This window comes from Hydrogenophaga sp. (assembly GCF_026125785.1).
Taxonomy (GTDB): domain Bacteria; phylum Pseudomonadota; class Gammaproteobacteria; order Burkholderiales; family Burkholderiaceae_C; genus Hydrogenophaga.
The window spans coordinates 107,360-122,379 of the sequence record NZ_JAHCKL010000003.1; the positions used below are offsets into that span (position 1 = coordinate 107,360).

General features: G+C 68.9%; 13 protein-coding genes and 1 other RNA gene. 7 read left to right on the forward strand and 7 right to left on the reverse strand.

Annotation, left to right across the window (positions count from 1 at the left end; genetic code table 11):
- Positions 1-12: 12 nt before the first annotated feature.
- Entirely contained in the window at positions 13-1,539 is a 1,527-nt protein-coding gene (locus KIT53_RS04505) for an acetyl-CoA hydrolase/transferase family protein (protein ID WP_297748304.1), read from the reverse strand.
- A 144-nt stretch (positions 1,540-1,683) separates the two neighbouring features.
- Between KIT53_RS04505 and KIT53_RS04510 the strand changes: the two genes are divergently transcribed.
- The 4 genes from KIT53_RS04510 (at position 1,684) to htpX (ending at position 5,461) form a co-directional block, all read left to right on the forward strand.
- Complete coding sequence (locus KIT53_RS04510; protein ID WP_297748307.1) at positions 1,684-2,610, forward strand: LysR substrate-binding domain-containing protein; 927 nt, start codon at positions 1,684-1,686, stop codon at positions 2,608-2,610.
- 13 nt (positions 2,611-2,623) lie between these two features.
- Entirely contained in the window at positions 2,624-3,676 is a 1,053-nt protein-coding gene (gene pyrC, locus KIT53_RS04515) for a dihydroorotase (protein ID WP_297748310.1), read from the forward strand.
- Complete coding sequence (locus KIT53_RS04520; RefSeq protein WP_297748312.1) at positions 3,658-4,431, forward strand: DUF3025 domain-containing protein; 774 nt, start codon at positions 3,658-3,660, stop codon at positions 4,429-4,431. Before pyrC ends, KIT53_RS04520 begins: the two co-directional genes overlap by 19 nt.
- A 160-nt stretch (positions 4,432-4,591) precedes the next feature.
- Positions 4,592-5,461, forward strand: a complete 870-nt coding sequence (gene htpX / locus KIT53_RS04525) for a protease HtpX (protein WP_297748314.1) — start codon at positions 4,592-4,594, stop codon at positions 5,459-5,461.
- A gap of 96 nt (positions 5,462-5,557) precedes the next feature.
- On the opposite strand, the gene KIT53_RS04530 is transcribed toward htpX, so the two are convergent.
- A complete protein-coding gene (locus KIT53_RS04530; protein WP_297748317.1) occupies positions 5,558-6,310 on the reverse strand; it encodes a hypothetical protein in 753 nt (250 codons plus the stop codon).
- A 61-nt stretch (positions 6,311-6,371) separates the two neighbouring features.
- The gene (locus tag KIT53_RS04535) at positions 6,372-8,246 is read right to left on the reverse strand and encodes an FAD-dependent protein (protein WP_297748320.1); all 1,875 of its coding nucleotides are present in this window, start codon (positions 8,244-8,246) and stop codon (positions 6,372-6,374) included.
- 125 nt (positions 8,247-8,371) lie between these two features.
- Between KIT53_RS04535 and KIT53_RS04540 the strand changes: the two genes are divergently transcribed.
- The 3 genes from KIT53_RS04540 (at position 8,372) to rnpB (ending at position 10,700) form a co-directional block, all read left to right on the forward strand.
- Positions 8,372-8,959, forward strand: a complete 588-nt coding sequence (locus tag KIT53_RS04540) for a DUF2239 family protein (RefSeq protein ID WP_297748323.1) — start codon at positions 8,372-8,374, stop codon at positions 8,957-8,959.
- Positions 8,960-8,976: 17 nt separating this feature from the next.
- Positions 8,977-10,332 (forward strand): MATE family efflux transporter, encoded by a 1,356-nt coding sequence (locus KIT53_RS04545; protein WP_297748326.1) that lies wholly within the window; start codon positions 8,977-8,979, stop codon positions 10,330-10,332.
- A 19-nt stretch (positions 10,333-10,351) separates the two neighbouring features.
- Positions 10,352-10,700: RNase P RNA component class A (gene rnpB / locus KIT53_RS04550), an RNA gene on the forward strand.
- 143 nt (positions 10,701-10,843) lie between these two features.
- On the opposite strand, the gene KIT53_RS04555 is transcribed toward rnpB, so the two are convergent.
- Genes KIT53_RS04555 through KIT53_RS04570 form a run of 4 tightly spaced genes read right to left on the reverse strand, consistent with a single transcriptional unit; the run spans position 10,844 to position 15,019 of the window.
- Positions 10,844-12,565 carry an MBL fold metallo-hydrolase gene (locus tag KIT53_RS04555; protein WP_297748329.1) on the reverse strand — a complete coding sequence of 574 codons (1,722 nt, stop codon included), beginning with the start codon at positions 12,563-12,565 and terminating at the stop codon, positions 10,844-10,846.
- 43 nt (positions 12,566-12,608) lie between these two features.
- The gene (locus KIT53_RS04560) at positions 12,609-13,349 is read right to left on the reverse strand and encodes an aspartate/glutamate racemase family protein (RefSeq protein ID WP_297748332.1); all 741 of its coding nucleotides are present in this window, start codon (positions 13,347-13,349) and stop codon (positions 12,609-12,611) included.
- A gap of 10 nt (positions 13,350-13,359) precedes the next feature.
- Complete coding sequence (locus tag KIT53_RS04565) at positions 13,360-14,073, reverse strand: GntR family transcriptional regulator (protein WP_297748335.1); 714 nt, start codon at positions 14,071-14,073, stop codon at positions 13,360-13,362.
- A 52-nt stretch (positions 14,074-14,125) separates the two neighbouring features.
- On the reverse strand, positions 14,126-15,019 hold the full coding sequence (locus KIT53_RS04570; RefSeq protein WP_297748338.1) for an ABC transporter permease: 894 nt from the start codon (positions 15,017-15,019) through the stop codon (positions 14,126-14,128).
- Position 15,020: the final 1 nt, after the last annotated feature.

Sequence of the window (15,020 nt, forward strand, 5' to 3'; positions counted from 1 at the left end):
GCAAGAGCCTTCCTACATTTTTCCCGTGCGCTCGTACCGTGCGTGCCACGACAGTGCTTCGTCCAGCAGGTGCGGGGTGTGCAGGCCGCCGCCGTGCCCGCTGCGCCCCAGGGCTTCGGCGCGCTCCAGGTAGTCCTGCAGTGCCGGCCGGTAGTCCGGGTGCGCGCAGCGCTCGATAACCACCCGGGCACGCTGGCGGGGCGAGAGGCCGCGCAGATCCGCCAGACCCTGTTCGGTGACCACGATCTGCACGTCGTGCTCGGTATGGTCCACGTGGCTGACCATGGGCACGATGCAAGACACGCTGCCGCCCTTGGCCGTGGACGGCGTCATGAAGATCGAGAGATAGGCGTTGCGCGCGAAGTCGCCCGAGCCGCCGATACCGTTCATGATGCGCGTGCCCATCACGTGTGTGGAATTGACGTTGCCGTAGATGTCCGCCTCGATCATGCCGTTCATGGCGATGACGCCCAGGCGGCGGATCACCTCCGGGTGGTTGCTGATTTCCTGCGGCCTCAGCACGATGCGCTGTCGGTAGAAGTCCAGGTGGGCGAGGAATTCCTCGGAGGCTGCCGGGCTGAGCGAGAGCGCGGTGGCCGAGGCAAAGGCCAGCTTGCCGGACTTCAGCATGTCCAGCATGCCGTCCTGCAGCACCTCGGTGTAGGCGGTCAGGCCCTCGAAGCGGCCCTGGTTCAGGCCGGAGAGCACGGCGTTGGCGATGTTGCCCACCCCCGATTGCAATGGCAGCAGGCCTGGCGGCAGCCGGCCCTTGCCCACCTCGTGCTCCAGGAACTCCAGGATGTGGCCGGCAATGCGCTGCGAGGCCTCGTCGGGCGGCGTGAAGCTGGAATTGCGGTCCGGCATGTGCGTCTCCACGATGGCGACCACTTTCTGCGGATCGCAGCGCAGATAGGGTTCGCCGATGCGGTCGCCGGTGTGCGTGAGCGGGATGGGCTGGCGCGCCGGTGGCCGCTGCGTGCCGTAGTAGATGTCGTGCATGCCCTCGAGTCCCTCCGGCTGCCAGCTGTTGACTTCCAGAATGACGCGCTGCGCCTGGTCCAGCCAGGTCTTGTTGTTGCCGACCGATGACGAAGGAATCAGGCGCCCGTCCTCCAGAATGCCTGCGACCTCCACCACCGCGGTGTCGAGCTGTCCCAGAAAGCCGAACCAGACGAACTGCGCCACGTGCGAGAGGTGGATGTCGATGTACGCCATGTGCCCCGCGTTGATGCGCTGGCGGCAGGTCGGGTCCGACTGGTAAGGCAGGCGCATCTCGATGCCGCCCACCTGTGCCAGCGCACCGTCGAGTTCGGGCGCGGTGGAAGCGCCGGTCCACACGCCGATGCGAAAAGGCTCACCGGCCTCGTGCTGCCGGGCAATGTGCCGAGCCAGCGCCTGCGGAATGACCTTGGGATAGCCCGCGCCGGTGAACCCGCTCATGCCGACGTTGTCGCCATGCCGTATCAGCGCGGCGGCGGCGTCGGCGGACATGATCTTGGCGCGCAGGCCAGCGTGGGCGATTCGAGGGTGGTGGGACATCCGGGTCTCCTTGGGTGGCAAAAACTAGGGTAAACCCTAGGTAAGGAGCGGGATGTTATCGGAGTGCGGGCGGTTCAAGGCGGCCAGCCTGTCACCGGTGTGATGGCGGCATTTCACGCAAGGCGGCGCGCATAATCCGCGCCCATGGAAACCAAATGGCTCGAAGATTTTGTCAGCCTCGCTGAGACCCGAAGCTTCAGCCGCTCGGCCCAGTTGCGGCATGTCACCCAGCCCGCGTTCTCCCGGCGCATCCAGTCGCTGGAAGCCTGGGCCGGCACCGATCTGGTGGACCGCTCCTCCTATCCCACGCGCCTCACTCCCGCTGGCCAGACGCTGTATGACCAGGCGCTGGAGATGCTGCAGGCGCTGCAGAGCACGCGCACCATGCTGCGCGCCCACACGGCGGCGGCGCAGGACGTGATCGAGTTTGCCGTTCCGCATACGCTGGCCTTCACCTTCTTTCCCTCCTGGCTCTCCGGCCTGCGCGAGACCTGTGGTCCGATCAAGAGCCGGCTGATCGCGCTCAATGTGCACGACGCGGTCATGCGCCTGGTGGAGGGCAGCTGCGACCTGCTGATCGCTTACCACCACGCTTCCCAGCCCATACAACTGGACGCCACGCGCTACGAAATGCTCCCACTGGGCACCGAACGGCTGGCACCCTATGTGCGGCCCAATGCCAAGGGTGCGCCGCTGTTCGCCTTGCCCGGCACGGTCAGCCAGCCGCTGCCTTACCTGGCGTATGCGCCTGGCGCCTACCTGGGCCGCGCGGTGGACCAGATGCTCAAGGTGAGCACCACGCCGGTGCACCTGGAGCGGCTCTACGAGACCGACATGGCCGAAGGCCTCAAGGCCATGGCGCTCGAAGGCCACGGCATCGCCTTTCTGCCGGCCAGCGCGGTGCGCAACGAGGTGGCCGCCCGCAAGCTGGTGCCTGCCGGCGAAGGACTGGAGACCTCGCTGGATATCCGCCTCTACCGCGCCCGGCCACACGACGTGCAGAAAGGCAAGCGCGCGGTGCAGGTGTTCTGGGATCGGCTGGCCGCCAGCCTGGGGCAGGCGACGGTTTGAGAGAATCGGGGGCATGAACGCTCCCCACGCCCAGCCCGACACCCTGACCTTCACCCGGCCCGACGACTGGCACCTGCACGTGCGCGACGGCGAGGTGCTGTCCACCGTGGTGCCCCACACCGCCGCGCAGTTCGGTCGCGCCATCATCATGCCCAACCTGAAGCCGCCGGTGACCACCGCGGCGCAGGCCGTGGCCTACCGGGACCGCATCCGTGCCGCCGTGCCTGCGGGCATGGACTTCGAGCCGCTGATGACCCTCTATCTCACCGACAACCTGCCGCCCGAGGAGATCGCGCACGCGAAGGACGTCGGCGTGGTGGCCCTCAAGCTCTACCCGGCGGGTGCCACCACCAACAGCGATGCGGGGGTGACCGACATCCGCAAGACCTACAAGACCCTGGAGGCGATGCAACGCGCCGGTCTCCTGCTGCTGGTGCACGGCGAGGTGACCTCGTCCGACATCGATCTGTTCGACCGCGAGGCCGTTTTCATCGACCAGCAGCTCATCCCGCTGCGCCGCGACTTTCCCGAACTGAAGATCGTGATGGAGCACATCACGACGAAGGAGGCCGCGCAGTACGTGGCCGAGGCTGGTGCCCATACGGCGGCCACCATCACCGCGCACCACCTGCTGTTCAACCGCAACGCCATCTTCACGGGGGGCATCCGCCCCCACTATTACTGCCTGCCGGTGCTCAAGCGTGAGACCCACCGCCAGGCGCTGGTCGCGGCGGCCACCAGCGGCAGCGACCGCTTCTTCCTCGGCACCGACAGCGCGCCGCACCCGGCCCATCTCAAGGAGCATGCCACGGGTTGCGCCGGCTGCTACACCGCGCACGCCGCGGTCGAGATGTACGCCGAAGCTTTCGACGCCGCTGGCGCGCTCGACCGCCTCGAAGGTTTCGCCAGTTTCCATGGCCCGGACTTCTACGGCCTGCCCCGCAACCGCGGCACCATCACGCTGCGGCGCGAGGCCTGGACCACGCCCGAGCACTTCCCCTTCGGCCAGGCCGAGCTCAAGCCCTTGCGCGGTGGCGAGGCGCTGCCGTGGCGTCTGCAGGCCTGAGCGGGCCGTTGCCATCCGGGCCGGAGCCGGACTGGGCGGATCCCTGGTACGTGCCGTTGGCCGATCCGGGGCGGGCGGTGGCGGCGGCGTGGGCAAGCGGGCAGCCATTGACGCATGCGCTCCAGGGCGCGGGTCCGGGTCCGGTGCGCTTCGTGCCCCAGGCCGCCTTGCCCGATGGCGTGGCCTATGAGCAGTTCATTGCTGAAACGGGCCAGGTTCCCACGCGCGAGAACCTGCACGACTTTTTCAACGGTCTGTGCTGGCTGCGGTTTCCGGCGTCCAAACAGCGGCTGAACCGCCTGCAGGCCGCCGAGATCACGGCCCACGGTATTGGCGCGGTGCGTGGGCCCGTGCGGGATGCGCTGACGCTGTTCGATGAAAACGCCGCGCTCCTGCAGGCGCCCGCTCCGTTGTGGACCGCCTTGCTGGCGCGCGACTGGGTGCGGCTTTTCGTGTCATTGCGACCGCTGTGGCCGCAGGCGCGCCTGGTGCTGTTTGGCCATGCGCTGCTTGAGAAGCTGGCCACTCCGTACAAGTCGATCACCGCCCATGTGCTTCGGGAGCCGGTGCCCCTGTCCCTCGCAGACGATCTGGCCGCCTGGGATGGCTGGCTGGCCGCCAGGCTGCACGCGCCGCTGCTGGCCGGCAAGCCGTTCGCGCCGTTGCCGGTGCTGGGCGTGCCGGGCTGGTGGGCCGCCAACGAGCTCCCCGGCTTCTACGAGGACGCCACCGTGTTCCGTCCGCCCCGCGCTTGAATTCCACCTCTGCGGCCCCACACTCGGTTCTCGGTATCATGCGCCGTCCCGCGACGGCACGAGATGCCAGGAACGCCGAGAAGGCGGGAACCCCAAGGCCCTTTCGAGAGTCGCAAGCGCAGCCCGGCGCCCCACGCGCCCCTGTCCATCTGGAGAAAACATGAAACGCATCCTGTTGTTTGTTCTGACCAACTTCGCCGTCATGGCGGTGCTGCTGGTCACCACCCGCATCCTGGGCGTGGACCGTTTCCTCACGGCCAATGGCCTGAACATGACCGCCCTGGCGGGCTTCTCGCTCGTGATCGGTTTTGGCGGCGCCATCATCTCGCTGCTGATGAGCAAGCCCATGGCCAAGTTCAGCACCGGTGCGCGCGTGATCAACCAGCCCCAGACCGCCGATGAGGCCTGGATCGTGGAGACCGTGCGCCGCTTCGCCGACAAGGCCGGCATCGGCATGCCCGAGGTGGCGATCTTCGAAGGTGCGCCGAACGCCTTTGCCACGGGTGCCTTCAAGAACTCCGCGCTGGTGGCCGTGTCCACCGGCCTGCTGCAGAACATGACCCGCGAGGAGGTCGAGGCCGTGATCGGCCACGAGGTCGCGCACGTGGCCAATGGCGACATGGTGACGATGACGCTCATCCAGGGCGTGATGAACACCTTTGTGGTGTTCCTCAGCCGGGTGATCGGCTACGCGGTGGACGCCTTCCTGCGCCGGGGCAGCGACAACAACTCCGGCCCGGGGATCGGCTACATGGTGACGACCATCGTGATGGACATCGTGCTGGGTTTCCTGGCCGCCATCATCGTGGCCTGGTTCAGCCGCCAGCGCGAGTTCCGCGCCGATGCCGGAGCCACCCAGCTCATGGGCCGCAAGCAGCCCATGATCAACGCGCTGGCCCGCCTGGGTGGCCTCACGCCGGGCGAACTGCCCAAGACCATGCAGGCCCTGGGCATCACCGGTGGCCTGGGCAAGCTGTTCTCGACCCATCCGCCGATCGAGGAGCGCATCGCCGCCCTGCAGAAGGGCTGATGAGGCCCCTGCCCGGTGCAGGACTCCCAAGAAAGAAAGCGACCCTTCGGGTCGCTTTCTGCTTTCTGGCCTTGTAGTGAGTGCGTTGCCGGGTGCTCAGCGGTTGCGTTCCCAGCGGTCATCGCCACGGCGATCGTCGTCGCGTCGCTCGTAGCGGCCACCTCGGCGGTCGTCGTCGCGGCGGGGGTCGTAGTAGCCCGGGCCCCAGCGATAGCCGTGGATGGGCATCACCACTGGTGGGGCGGCGCGGTACACCGGGTAAGACGGGTAGAACTGCGTGCCGATCACCACGCGCGTGGTCGGTTCCACATACTGCACCTGGGGCTGGTAAGACGGGTAGGTCGTGGCCGGCGGCGGAGGCGGCATGGCATCCACCGGCGTGACGTTCAGGCGCACAAAGCGGCCCGGGTCCTGGGGCATCTGCACGCGGTACTGACGTCCGGCGTACTCATAGACCACGTCGTAGGCCACGGTGCGGTTCTCGTAGAACGTCTGCGTGCCGCACTGGCGGTAGGTCTCGGTGTAGGGCTGGCTGGGGCCTTCGATGCGGTTGCCCAGGATGGCTCCGCCGATGATGCCGATGGCGGTGGCCGCCGCGCGGCCGCTGCCGTTGCCCACGGCGTTGCCCATGGCACCGCCCGCAATGCCGCCGATCAGCGCGCCGGCACCGGACTTCTGGCCCGGGTAGGTCACCTGCTGGTCGCCGCAGACCTCGCGTGGCACGGCGACCTGCTGGATCACGGGGGTGCTGCTGATCACGCGACCCTGTTCTTCCTGGGCCTGGGCCAGCCCGCTGCCGGCCAGGGCAAACAGGCCGGTCATCACGGGGATCAGGACGGGGGATTTCATGTTGAGCTCCTGAAAGACTCCTGAGGCGGAGTACGGTAGTGTGGAGCTTGCCCTTGCCGTGTCAAGCCAGCGTGCTGGCGGTGTAAAGATTTGTTGTCCCCGCTGGCGGCAGACCCAGCAGATCGCGTGCCACGGCCTCGGCCACCTTGAGGCCGTCGACGCCGGCCGACAGGATGCCGCCGGCGTAGCCAGCGCCTTCCCCGGCCGGATACAAGCCCTGGGTGTTGAGGCTCTGGCCGTCATTGCCGCGCGTGATGCGCAAGGGCGAGGAGGTGCGCGTCTCCACGCCGGTGAGGACCGCGTCGGGCATGTCGTAGCCACGGATCTTGCGTCCGAAGATCGGCAGCGCTTCGCGCATGGCGTCAATGGCGTAGGCGGGCAGGGCCGGCGCGAGGTCGCCCAGCTTCACGCCTGGCCGGTAGGAGGGGAGTACTTCGCCGAGCGTGGTGGAGGGACGTTGCTGCAGAAAGTCGCCCACGAGCTGGCCCGGGGCATCGTAGTTGGCGCCGCCCAGTTCGTAGGCGCGCGATTCCAGCTGGCGCTGCAGCACCACACCGGCCAGGGGGTGCGTGCGCCCCTGCGCCACCAGGGCTTCGGCCTGTGCCGCGTAGCGGGGACCGTCGGCCTCGCCAAAGGCCGCGGTCCAGAGCGGGGCATCCTGAGGGAAATGCTGCGGGAAGTCGGCCGGTTCTATGCCGACCACCAGGCCGGCATTGGCGTTGCGCTCGTTGCGTGAGTACTGGCTCATGCCATTGGTGACGACGCGGCCGGGCTCGGAGGTCGCGGCCACCACGGTGCCGCCCGGACACATGCAGAAGCTGTAGACGGCGCGCCCGTTCTTCGCATGGTGGACCAGTTTGTAGTCGGCCGCTCCGAGCAGGGGGTGGCCGGCGTGGCGGCCCCAGCGCGCGCGGTCGATCACCCCCTGGGGATGCTCGATGCGAAAGCCGATCGAGAAGGGCTTGGCTTCCATGAACACCCCTGCGTCCCAGAGCATGGCAAAGGTGTCTCGTGCGCTGTGGCCCAGCGCCAGCACCACGCGCCGCGCTGGCAGGGTCTGCAGTTCGCCCCCGTCCAGGCGCCGTACCTTCAGGGCTTGGACGTGTCGCGAGCCGCTGTCGCTCCCACTGGCCGCCAGCACCAGGCCTTCCACCTGATGCTGGAAACGGATCTCGCCGCCCAGGGCAACGATCTTCTCGCGCATGGCCTCGACCACGCGCACCAGCTTGAACGTGCCGATGTGCGGGTGCGCGGTGAACAGGATTTCCGGCGGAGCGCCGGCGTCGACGAACTCCTGCATCACCTTGCGCCCGAGAAAGCGCGGGTCCTTGATCTGGCTGTAGAGCTTGCCGTCCGAGAACAGGCCAGCGCCGCCCTCGCCGTACTGCACATTGCTCTGGGGGTTCAGCTCGTGGCGGCGCCACAGGCCCCAGGTGTCTCGGGTGCGCTCGCGCACCGGCTTGCCGCGTTCGAGCACGATGGGCCGCCAGCCCATCTGCGCCAGCGCCAGCGCGGCCAGCAGGCCGCAGGGACCCAGGCCGACCACGACGGGGCGGTCGTTCTCGTCGGCGGGGCCCCCGGCCGGGGCCAGCCCGGGAGGTTGCCAGCGCATGTCCGGCGTGGGCTGCACATGGGGTTTGCCGGCGAGCTGTTCCAGCAGAGCGGCCTCCTGCGCGGGATCGGCGAGAGCCACGTCCACGATGTACACCGCCAGCAGCTCGGCCTTGCGGGCGTCGAAGCTGCGCTTGTACACCTGCAACCGGGCGATCCGGGCGGGTTCCGTGCCCAGGGCCTCGGCGGCCAGGCGGGTGAGCGCCTCGACAGGGTGGGGCGGGGGCAGGCGGTCAGCGTCGGTTTCGCTGGGCGCGTCGGCGGCGCGGCGGTGTTCGGCCGGCACGGCGGCCAATGGCAGCTTGAGTTCAGAGAGGCGGATCATGGGGCGTGGGGCTTGTGGTGATCAAGCAGGCGGCGAACCCGGTATTGTCGTCAAAGCAACACCATCGCTGCAATGTGAAAATGACCCGGGTTAAATTATTTAATCCGGGTACAATGGCCGACATCATGGATGCAACGCCTTCTCCAGCCCACTGCACGGCTTTCCTGGGAGCCCGGCGCGTGGCTTTCGGTACCTACGACGAAGTCGCGCGCGCGCTGTCGGCGCTGGACCTGTCGGCCGGCGGTCTGCTGGTGTTTGACGACGCGACCGGTGCCCAGGTCGATCACCCCTGGCCTGCGGGCTACCCGGCACCTGCGGAGGACGCGGTTCCCGCGCCGGCGGCGGCCGCCGCCCCCAGCGTGGGCCGGCCGCGCCTGGGTGTGGTGGCGCGTGAAGTGACGCTGCTGCCGCGCCATTGGACGTGGCTGGCGCAACAACCCGGCGGCGCATCGGCGGCGCTGCGGCGCCTGGTCGACGAAGCCCGTCGCACCCATGCGGAACGCGACGGGCAGCGCCAGGCGACCGAGCGGGCCTACCGCTTCATGAGCGCGATCGGCGGGGGATTCGCCGGCTTTGAAGAAGCCTCGCGCGCCCTGTTTGCCCACGATGCCCAGGCCTTGGCGCGTCACATTGCAGCCTGGCCACCCGACGTGCAGGCGCATCTGGTCTGGCTCGCGCGCGATGCGTTCGACGCCGCTCCCTCCACCGACTGACTCCGGTTGACCTCACCATGCACCCTCCCTCTCAAGGTCCGCTCTGGCGGGTTTATCTCGTTTTCCTCGTGCCGATGGTCCTGTCCAACGTCCTGCAAGGGCTGTCGGGCACGCTCAATGGCATCTTCATCGGCCAGATGCTGGGCACGCACGCGCTGGCCGCGGTATCGGGCATGTTTCCCATCGTGTTCTTCTTCATCTCGCTGGTGATCGGCCTGGGGGCGGGCGCTTCGGTGCTGATCGGGCAGGCCTGGGGTGCGCGCGAACCGCACAAGGTCAAGGCCATCGCGGGCGCTTCGCTCACGCTGGGGGCTCTGATCGGCCTCGTGGCGGCGGCGCTCGGAGCGGTGTTCGCCCGGCCAGCCATGCAGGCGCTCGGGACGCCGCCGGACGTGTTGGAGGCCGCCGTGTCGTACGCCCGCGTGATGCTGCTCATCATGCCGTTGCTGCTGGTGTTCATCCTGTTCACGCAGCTTCTGCGCGGCGTGAGCGATACCGTCTCGCCGTTGCTGGCGTTGCTGCTCTCCACGCTGCTGGGGCTGGCACTCACACCCGCGCTCATCAAGGGCTGGCTCGGCCTGCCTGCGCTGGGCATACAGAGCGCTGCCTACGCGGGTCTGGTGTCCTACGCGGCGGCGCTGGGTTTCCTGGTCTGGCGATTGGGGCGACAGCGCCATGTGCTGGCCTTCGACCGCGAACTTCTGGCCGCTCTGCGCCTGGATCGCGCCATCCTGGCCAAGGTGATGCGCATCGGCCTGCCCACCGGACTGCAGATGGTGGTGATCTCGCTGTCGGAACTCGTGATCCTGGCGCTGGTGAACAGCCACGGTTCGCAAGCCACGGCCTCCTATGGCGCGGTGACGCAGGTGGTGAACTACGTGCAGTTCCCGGCGCTGTCCATCGCCATCACCGCGTCCATCCTGGCGGCCCAGTCGATCGGCGCCGGCCGTGTCGAACGGCTGGGGGCGATCCTGCGTACCGGTCTGTGGCTCAACTTGGCGCTCACCGGTTCGCTGGTGCTGCTGGGGTACCTGCTGTCGCACCATCTGCTGGGACTGTTCCTCACGCAGCCCGAGGTACGCCTCCAGGCCGAGCACCTGCTGCACATCATGCTCTGGAGCATGCTGCTGTTCGGTTTCCAGGCGGTGGTGGGCGGCATCATGCGCGCCAGCGGTGTCGTGCTGGTGCCGATGGCGATCTCCATCTTCTGCATCATCGGCGTCGAACTGCCGGCCGCCTGGCTGCTGGACCGGCAGTTCGGCCTGCAGGGCATCTGGATCGCCTTTCCGGTGGCCTACCTGGCCATGCTGGTGCTGCAGACGGCGTACTACCGCGGGGTCTGGCGCCACCGCCGCATCGAGCGCCTGGTCTGACAAGGGATAATCGGCCCGTGGAGCGCGCCAGACCGCCGCTGGCACGAGACCCGAAAGGGTGTGCTGGAGGAACGTCCGGACTGCACAGGACAGCGTAGGAGGTAACACCTCTCCACCGAAAGGCCCAGAGAGCTTGCTTGAAGGGCCCCAAGGTGAGGATCAGAGCAACAGAGACGAGCCGATTCAGTTCGGGTGAAACGGGCAATCTCTACGCGCAGCAATACCAAATAGGCCAGCGTTGACGTGGTTCCGCGGAGCTGGCGGGTAGGTAGCACCGAGCCGGGGGGTGACCCCCGGCCCAGATGAATGGCGGTCACATCCGGGGCGACCCGGATGCACAGAATCCGGCTTATCGGCGCGCTTCACACTTTTACCCCCACGCTCCGCCGCTTCGCGGGTCGCTGCCCCCCGAGGGGGCTGATCCGCCTTGGGGCGGCCCGGCGGCGGATCGGTTTCCCCCACGCTCCGGCGCTGCGCGGGTCGCTGTCGTCCGAGGGGGCTGATCCGCCGTCTACAGATTGAAGCCGCCCAGGCTCTGGATGCGTTCCACGTGTGCCATAAGTGAGCGTTTGGCCACGGGCCACAGGCGTTCGGGCACGTCGTCGTAGGCCAGCTTCACCCAGTCGTCGGGTGAGCCTTCGGGCACGGCGCGCAAGGCGCTGGCGACCTTGGCTTCGCGCTTGAGCCGGTGTGCCTTGAGCTGGGCGATCGCGGCGCGCGCACCGCCCTCGACCGGCGCGCTGGGGTTGTCCGCACTCTGGCGCAGGTCGCCCAGCACGTGGCCGTGGGCGGGCAGGATGAATTCGATGCCGTGCCGTTCGCACAGGGCGTCGAGCCGGTCCAGCGAGTCCAGGTAGGCGCTCATGTTGCCGTCGGGTGGATCGATCACCGTGGTGCTGCCGTTGAGGATGTGGTCGCCCGTGAAAAGCAGGCCGTCTTCCACCAGCGCCAGGCACAGGTGGTTGGCGGCATGGCCGGGTGTGTGGATCACCTCCAGCGTGTGGGAGACCATGCCGCTGGCGGACTGCCCAAGCAGCACGATCTGTTCGCCGTCAGCCAGCAGGCGCTCCGGGTTGAAGCGGCTGTTCTCGCGCGCGGTCTCGGCGCTGGGCAGGCCCAGGATGGCGGGTTTTTCCAGGCCGGCGGCGACGCACAGGGCTTGCAGGCGCGGCGCGCCGGGCGAGTGGTCCGGGTGCGAATGGGTGCACACGATGGCCTGGATGCGGCCGCCCGCCGCGCGCCACAGCCGCTCGATGTGCGCGGGTTCGTCCGGCCCGGGGTCGATCACCACGTGGCCGCTGGCCGGGTCGCCCACCACGTAGCTGTTGGTGCCGGGGCCGGTCATGTAGCCTGGGTTGGGTGCGGTCAGGCGCTGCACGTTCTTCAGCAGGGCCACGGGTTGTTCGTGCTGCCAGTCCAGGCTGTGCACGATCTGGCCGTCGGGGCTGACCAGGGCGAGTTCGCCGAACGGCGCCTCGTGCTCCATGTGGCGCGACTCGGCGCCGTGCGTGAGGCCGGCGCGCGGGCAGCTCGTCCACAGCGGCTGCTCGTTGGCCGCGCACGCATCCAGCACCGCCTGCACGTTCGCGTAGGCCTGCAGGCGTTCGAGCGTGCGTATGGTCGGAAAGATGATGAAGAAGCTGCCTGCCTTGTGGCGCTCCAGCGCGTCCTGCGGTCGCACCCAGACCGGTTCGAACTGCTCGGCCTCGTCGGCCACAGGGGCTTGTCCGGCCGGCATGCGCGCCACCAGGAAGGGCACGTCGAACCGGCGCGGCAGGTCGCGGTCGGTGATCCAGTGCGCGAGCACGAACACGCCGGCCGCGTCCAGGGTGAGGCCGCGCGCCTGGCATTGCGCGGCGAACGGCGCCTTGCGGTCCAGGAGGGCGATGTCGCTGTCATCGACCAGCGCGCCATCGGCCCGGCGGGCCAGCAGCACGCCCAGTTCTTCGAAGCTCTCGCGGATGGCTGCGATGGCCTGCGTCAGGTGCAGGTCACTCTGTGTGGGCCGGCGCGTGGCGACGCCGTGCGACTGCGCATCCGCGGCGTCGATGCCGCCGCCGGGAAACACGTAAGCACCGGGCGCGAAGCTCGCGGTCATGGAGCGGCGTGTCATCAGCACCTCGATGCCCGGGCGGTCTGGGTCGGTGCTGTCGCGCAGCAGCAGCACGGTGGCGGCGGGCCGGACAGCGGCGAGGGGGCGGGTGGGGTGCAGGAGTTGGGTGGGTCGGACCATTTCCGCATTGTGCGGCAAACGGTCGGTGCCGGCGGGGCAGGGCTCAGCTGGCGCCGAGCGCGGCCATTTCGGGCGAGAGGCCTTGCCAGGCGATGTCGAAACCGGCGCGTTCGCGCGCAGGCGGCAGGGGCGCGCTGCGCAGTGCCCAACGCGCGCCCGCGAGCACGCTGTCGATCACCGGGATAGGGACCTCGGGCTGCACGGCTGCGGCCATGCCGGCCAGGCCTGCACCGCCCAGGATCACCGCTTCCACGCCCATCTGGCGAGAGGCGTCGCGGCAGGCCTGGGCCAGCAGCGTGCGCGCGGCCGCCGGGTCGGCGGCGAGTTGGGCGCCGGTGGGCACCACCGTGTGGATGCCGGCCAGTTGCTGGGCTTGGCCCAGCGCCTGCGCCAGGCGCTGCAGCATGGGCCCCCAGCGCGCTCCGCCGGTGACGACGGCGTAGCGGCCATGGCGCGCCGCTTCGATGAAGGCGGCTTCGGCCAGGCCGGTCACGGGCACCGGGCTGCTCTCGCGCAAGGCCATGAGACCGGGGTCGCCGAAGCAGCCGATGAGCACCGCGTCGGGCGCCGATGCGTCCGGGCCGGCCAGCGCGGCGGCCCAGGCGTCGAGCGCGGCATGGGCGGCCACGGCGTAGCTGGCTTCGTCGGCGATGTAGGGCGAGCCAAAGCGCGCGGTGACCGTGCGCACCCGGACGTGCAGGCCGGCGGCCTGCTGCACGTGGGTTTGCAGCAGGGTGCTGACGCTGGCCGAGGTGTTGGGGTTGACGACCAGGAGCTGGCGCATGGCTTCACACTCAGACCGCGCCAACCGCAGGAGCGAAGAGGCTTTCCAGGTCCGGCGCCCTGCCAGCGGGCGGCGAGAAGTCGAGCTGGGACTCCAGCCGGTCCAGGTGCGTGCGCATCAGGCGCGCGGCTTCGCGCGCATCGCGCAGGCGGATCGCCGCGAGCAGGGCCCGGTGCTCCACGCAGCCGCAGGCGGTGGCCTCTCGCCGCGCCCGGCTGTGGTCGGCGCTGTAGGCCATGAGCACGAGCGAGGTGCGCGAGACCATCTCGCGCAGGATGCGCTCCATGGTCTGCTGGGCCGCACGCCGCGCGATCAGCAGGTGGAAGTCGCCGGACAGGCGTATGGCTCGGCGCATCTCGCCAGCATCGCGCGCGGCTTCTTCTTCGCGGATGCACTGGGCCAGCGTCTGCAGGTCTTCGGGGGTCGCGCGGTCGACGAAGCGTTCGACCAACTGCGACTCGATCAGGCGACGGACCTCGAACACTTCGCGGGCCTCCTGCTCGCTGGGGCGGGCGATGGTGGCCCCCCGGTTGGGCGTGAGCTTGACCACCTGTTCGTTGGCCAGGCGCACCAGCACCGGGCGGATGCGGGTGCGCGAGACGCCGAACGCGCTGGCCAGCCGGTCTTCCACCAGTTTGGTGCCAGGGGGCAGGCGGTGGTCCAGGATGGCCGACACCACCCGGTCGTAGATCAACTGGTCGGTGGCGGGCGACTTGAGGCTCACGGAAAAGCCCTCCGCTCGGCTGGCTGCGGACGCGAGGGCAGACGGACGGGGGTCATGCGCCACGGCCCCGTTTCTGGCGACGCCCCAGCCACAGGGCGAGCGAGACGGCCACGCCCATCACCAGCAGCGAGACCACGGTGGTGACCGTGCCCAGGGCATAGATGGCGGGTGTGGTGACGGTGGAGGTCAGGCCCTGCAACTCCAGCGGCAGGGTGTTGACGTCGCCGATGGCCTGCGAGGTGCGGGCGATCTCGTCCCAGCTCAGCGTGAAGCCGAACATGCCTATGCCCACGACCGAGGGGCCGATCAGCGGCAGCACCACATGCCGGAAGCTCTGCCACGGCGTGGCGCCCAGGTCGCGCGCGGCTTCCTCGTACGCCGGGTTGAAGCGGTTGAACACCGCGAACATGATCAGCAGGCCAAACGGCAGGGTCCAGGTGAGGTGGGCACCCAGCGCCGAGGTCAGCAGGCCGAGCGCCGTGCCGTAGTTCTCCAGCGCGCCAGTGGCACCGACGGCCTCCAGCAGCCACTTCAGGCCGCCGTCGAGCAAGCGGAACTGCAGGCCGATGCCCAGCGAGACGATGATGGAGGGCATGATCAGGCTGGCCACCGTGACGTAGAAGAGTGTGTCGCCGCCGCGCAGCCGCTTGCGGAACGCCAGCCCCGCCAGCACCGAGAGCACCACGGTGAGCAGCATCACTGCGCCGCCCAGCATCAGCGAACGCAGGAAGGCCGCGCCAATGTCCACCGTACCCAGGCCTTCGGCCAGGCGGGCGAACCAGTGCAGCGAGAAGCCGCGCAGCGGAAAGGTGAGGCCGCCCTCGGGTCCCTGGAAGCTCAGGATGAAGATGACGAACATCGGGCCGTACATGAACAGCACGAACAGGCCAAAGACGATGGCCAGCGGCCAGAAGCCGGGCGTGCGGGGCTCGGAGATCCGGGTCATG

Bases quoted from the DNA above. Each gene is read 5' to 3' on its own strand.
- KIT53_RS04535 (WP_297748320.1), bottom strand. From the start codon at position 8,246: ATGATCCGCCTCTCTGAACTCAAGCTGCCATTGGCCGCCGTGCCGGCC.
- KIT53_RS04510 (WP_297748307.1), top strand. From the start codon at position 1,684: ATGGAAACCAAATGGCTCGAAGATTTTGTCAGCCTCGCTGAGACCCGA.
- KIT53_RS04560 (WP_297748332.1), bottom strand. From the start codon at position 13,349: ATGCGCCAGCTCCTGGTCGTCAACCCCAACACCTCGGCCAGCGTCAGC.
- KIT53_RS04540 (WP_297748323.1), top strand. From the start codon at position 8,372: ATGGATGCAACGCCTTCTCCAGCCCACTGCACGGCTTTCCTGGGAGCC.
- KIT53_RS04545 (WP_297748326.1), top strand. From the start codon at position 8,977: ATGCACCCTCCCTCTCAAGGTCCGCTCTGGCGGGTTTATCTCGTTTTC.
- KIT53_RS04570 (WP_297748338.1), bottom strand. From the start codon at position 15,019: ATGACCCGGATCTCCGAGCCCCGCACGCCCGGCTTCTGGCCGCTGGCC.
- KIT53_RS04505 (WP_297748304.1), bottom strand. From the start codon at position 1,539: ATGTCCCACCACCCTCGAATCGCCCACGCTGGCCTGCGCGCCAAGATC.
- KIT53_RS04555 (WP_297748329.1), bottom strand. From the start codon at position 12,565: ATGGTCCGACCCACCCAACTCCTGCACCCCACCCGCCCCCTCGCCGCT.
- pyrC (WP_297748310.1), top strand. From the start codon at position 2,624: ATGAACGCTCCCCACGCCCAGCCCGACACCCTGACCTTCACCCGGCCC.
- htpX (WP_297748314.1), top strand. From the start codon at position 4,592: ATGAAACGCATCCTGTTGTTTGTTCTGACCAACTTCGCCGTCATGGCG.
- KIT53_RS04530 (WP_297748317.1), bottom strand. From the start codon at position 6,310: ATGAAATCCCCCGTCCTGATCCCCGTGATGACCGGCCTGTTTGCCCTG.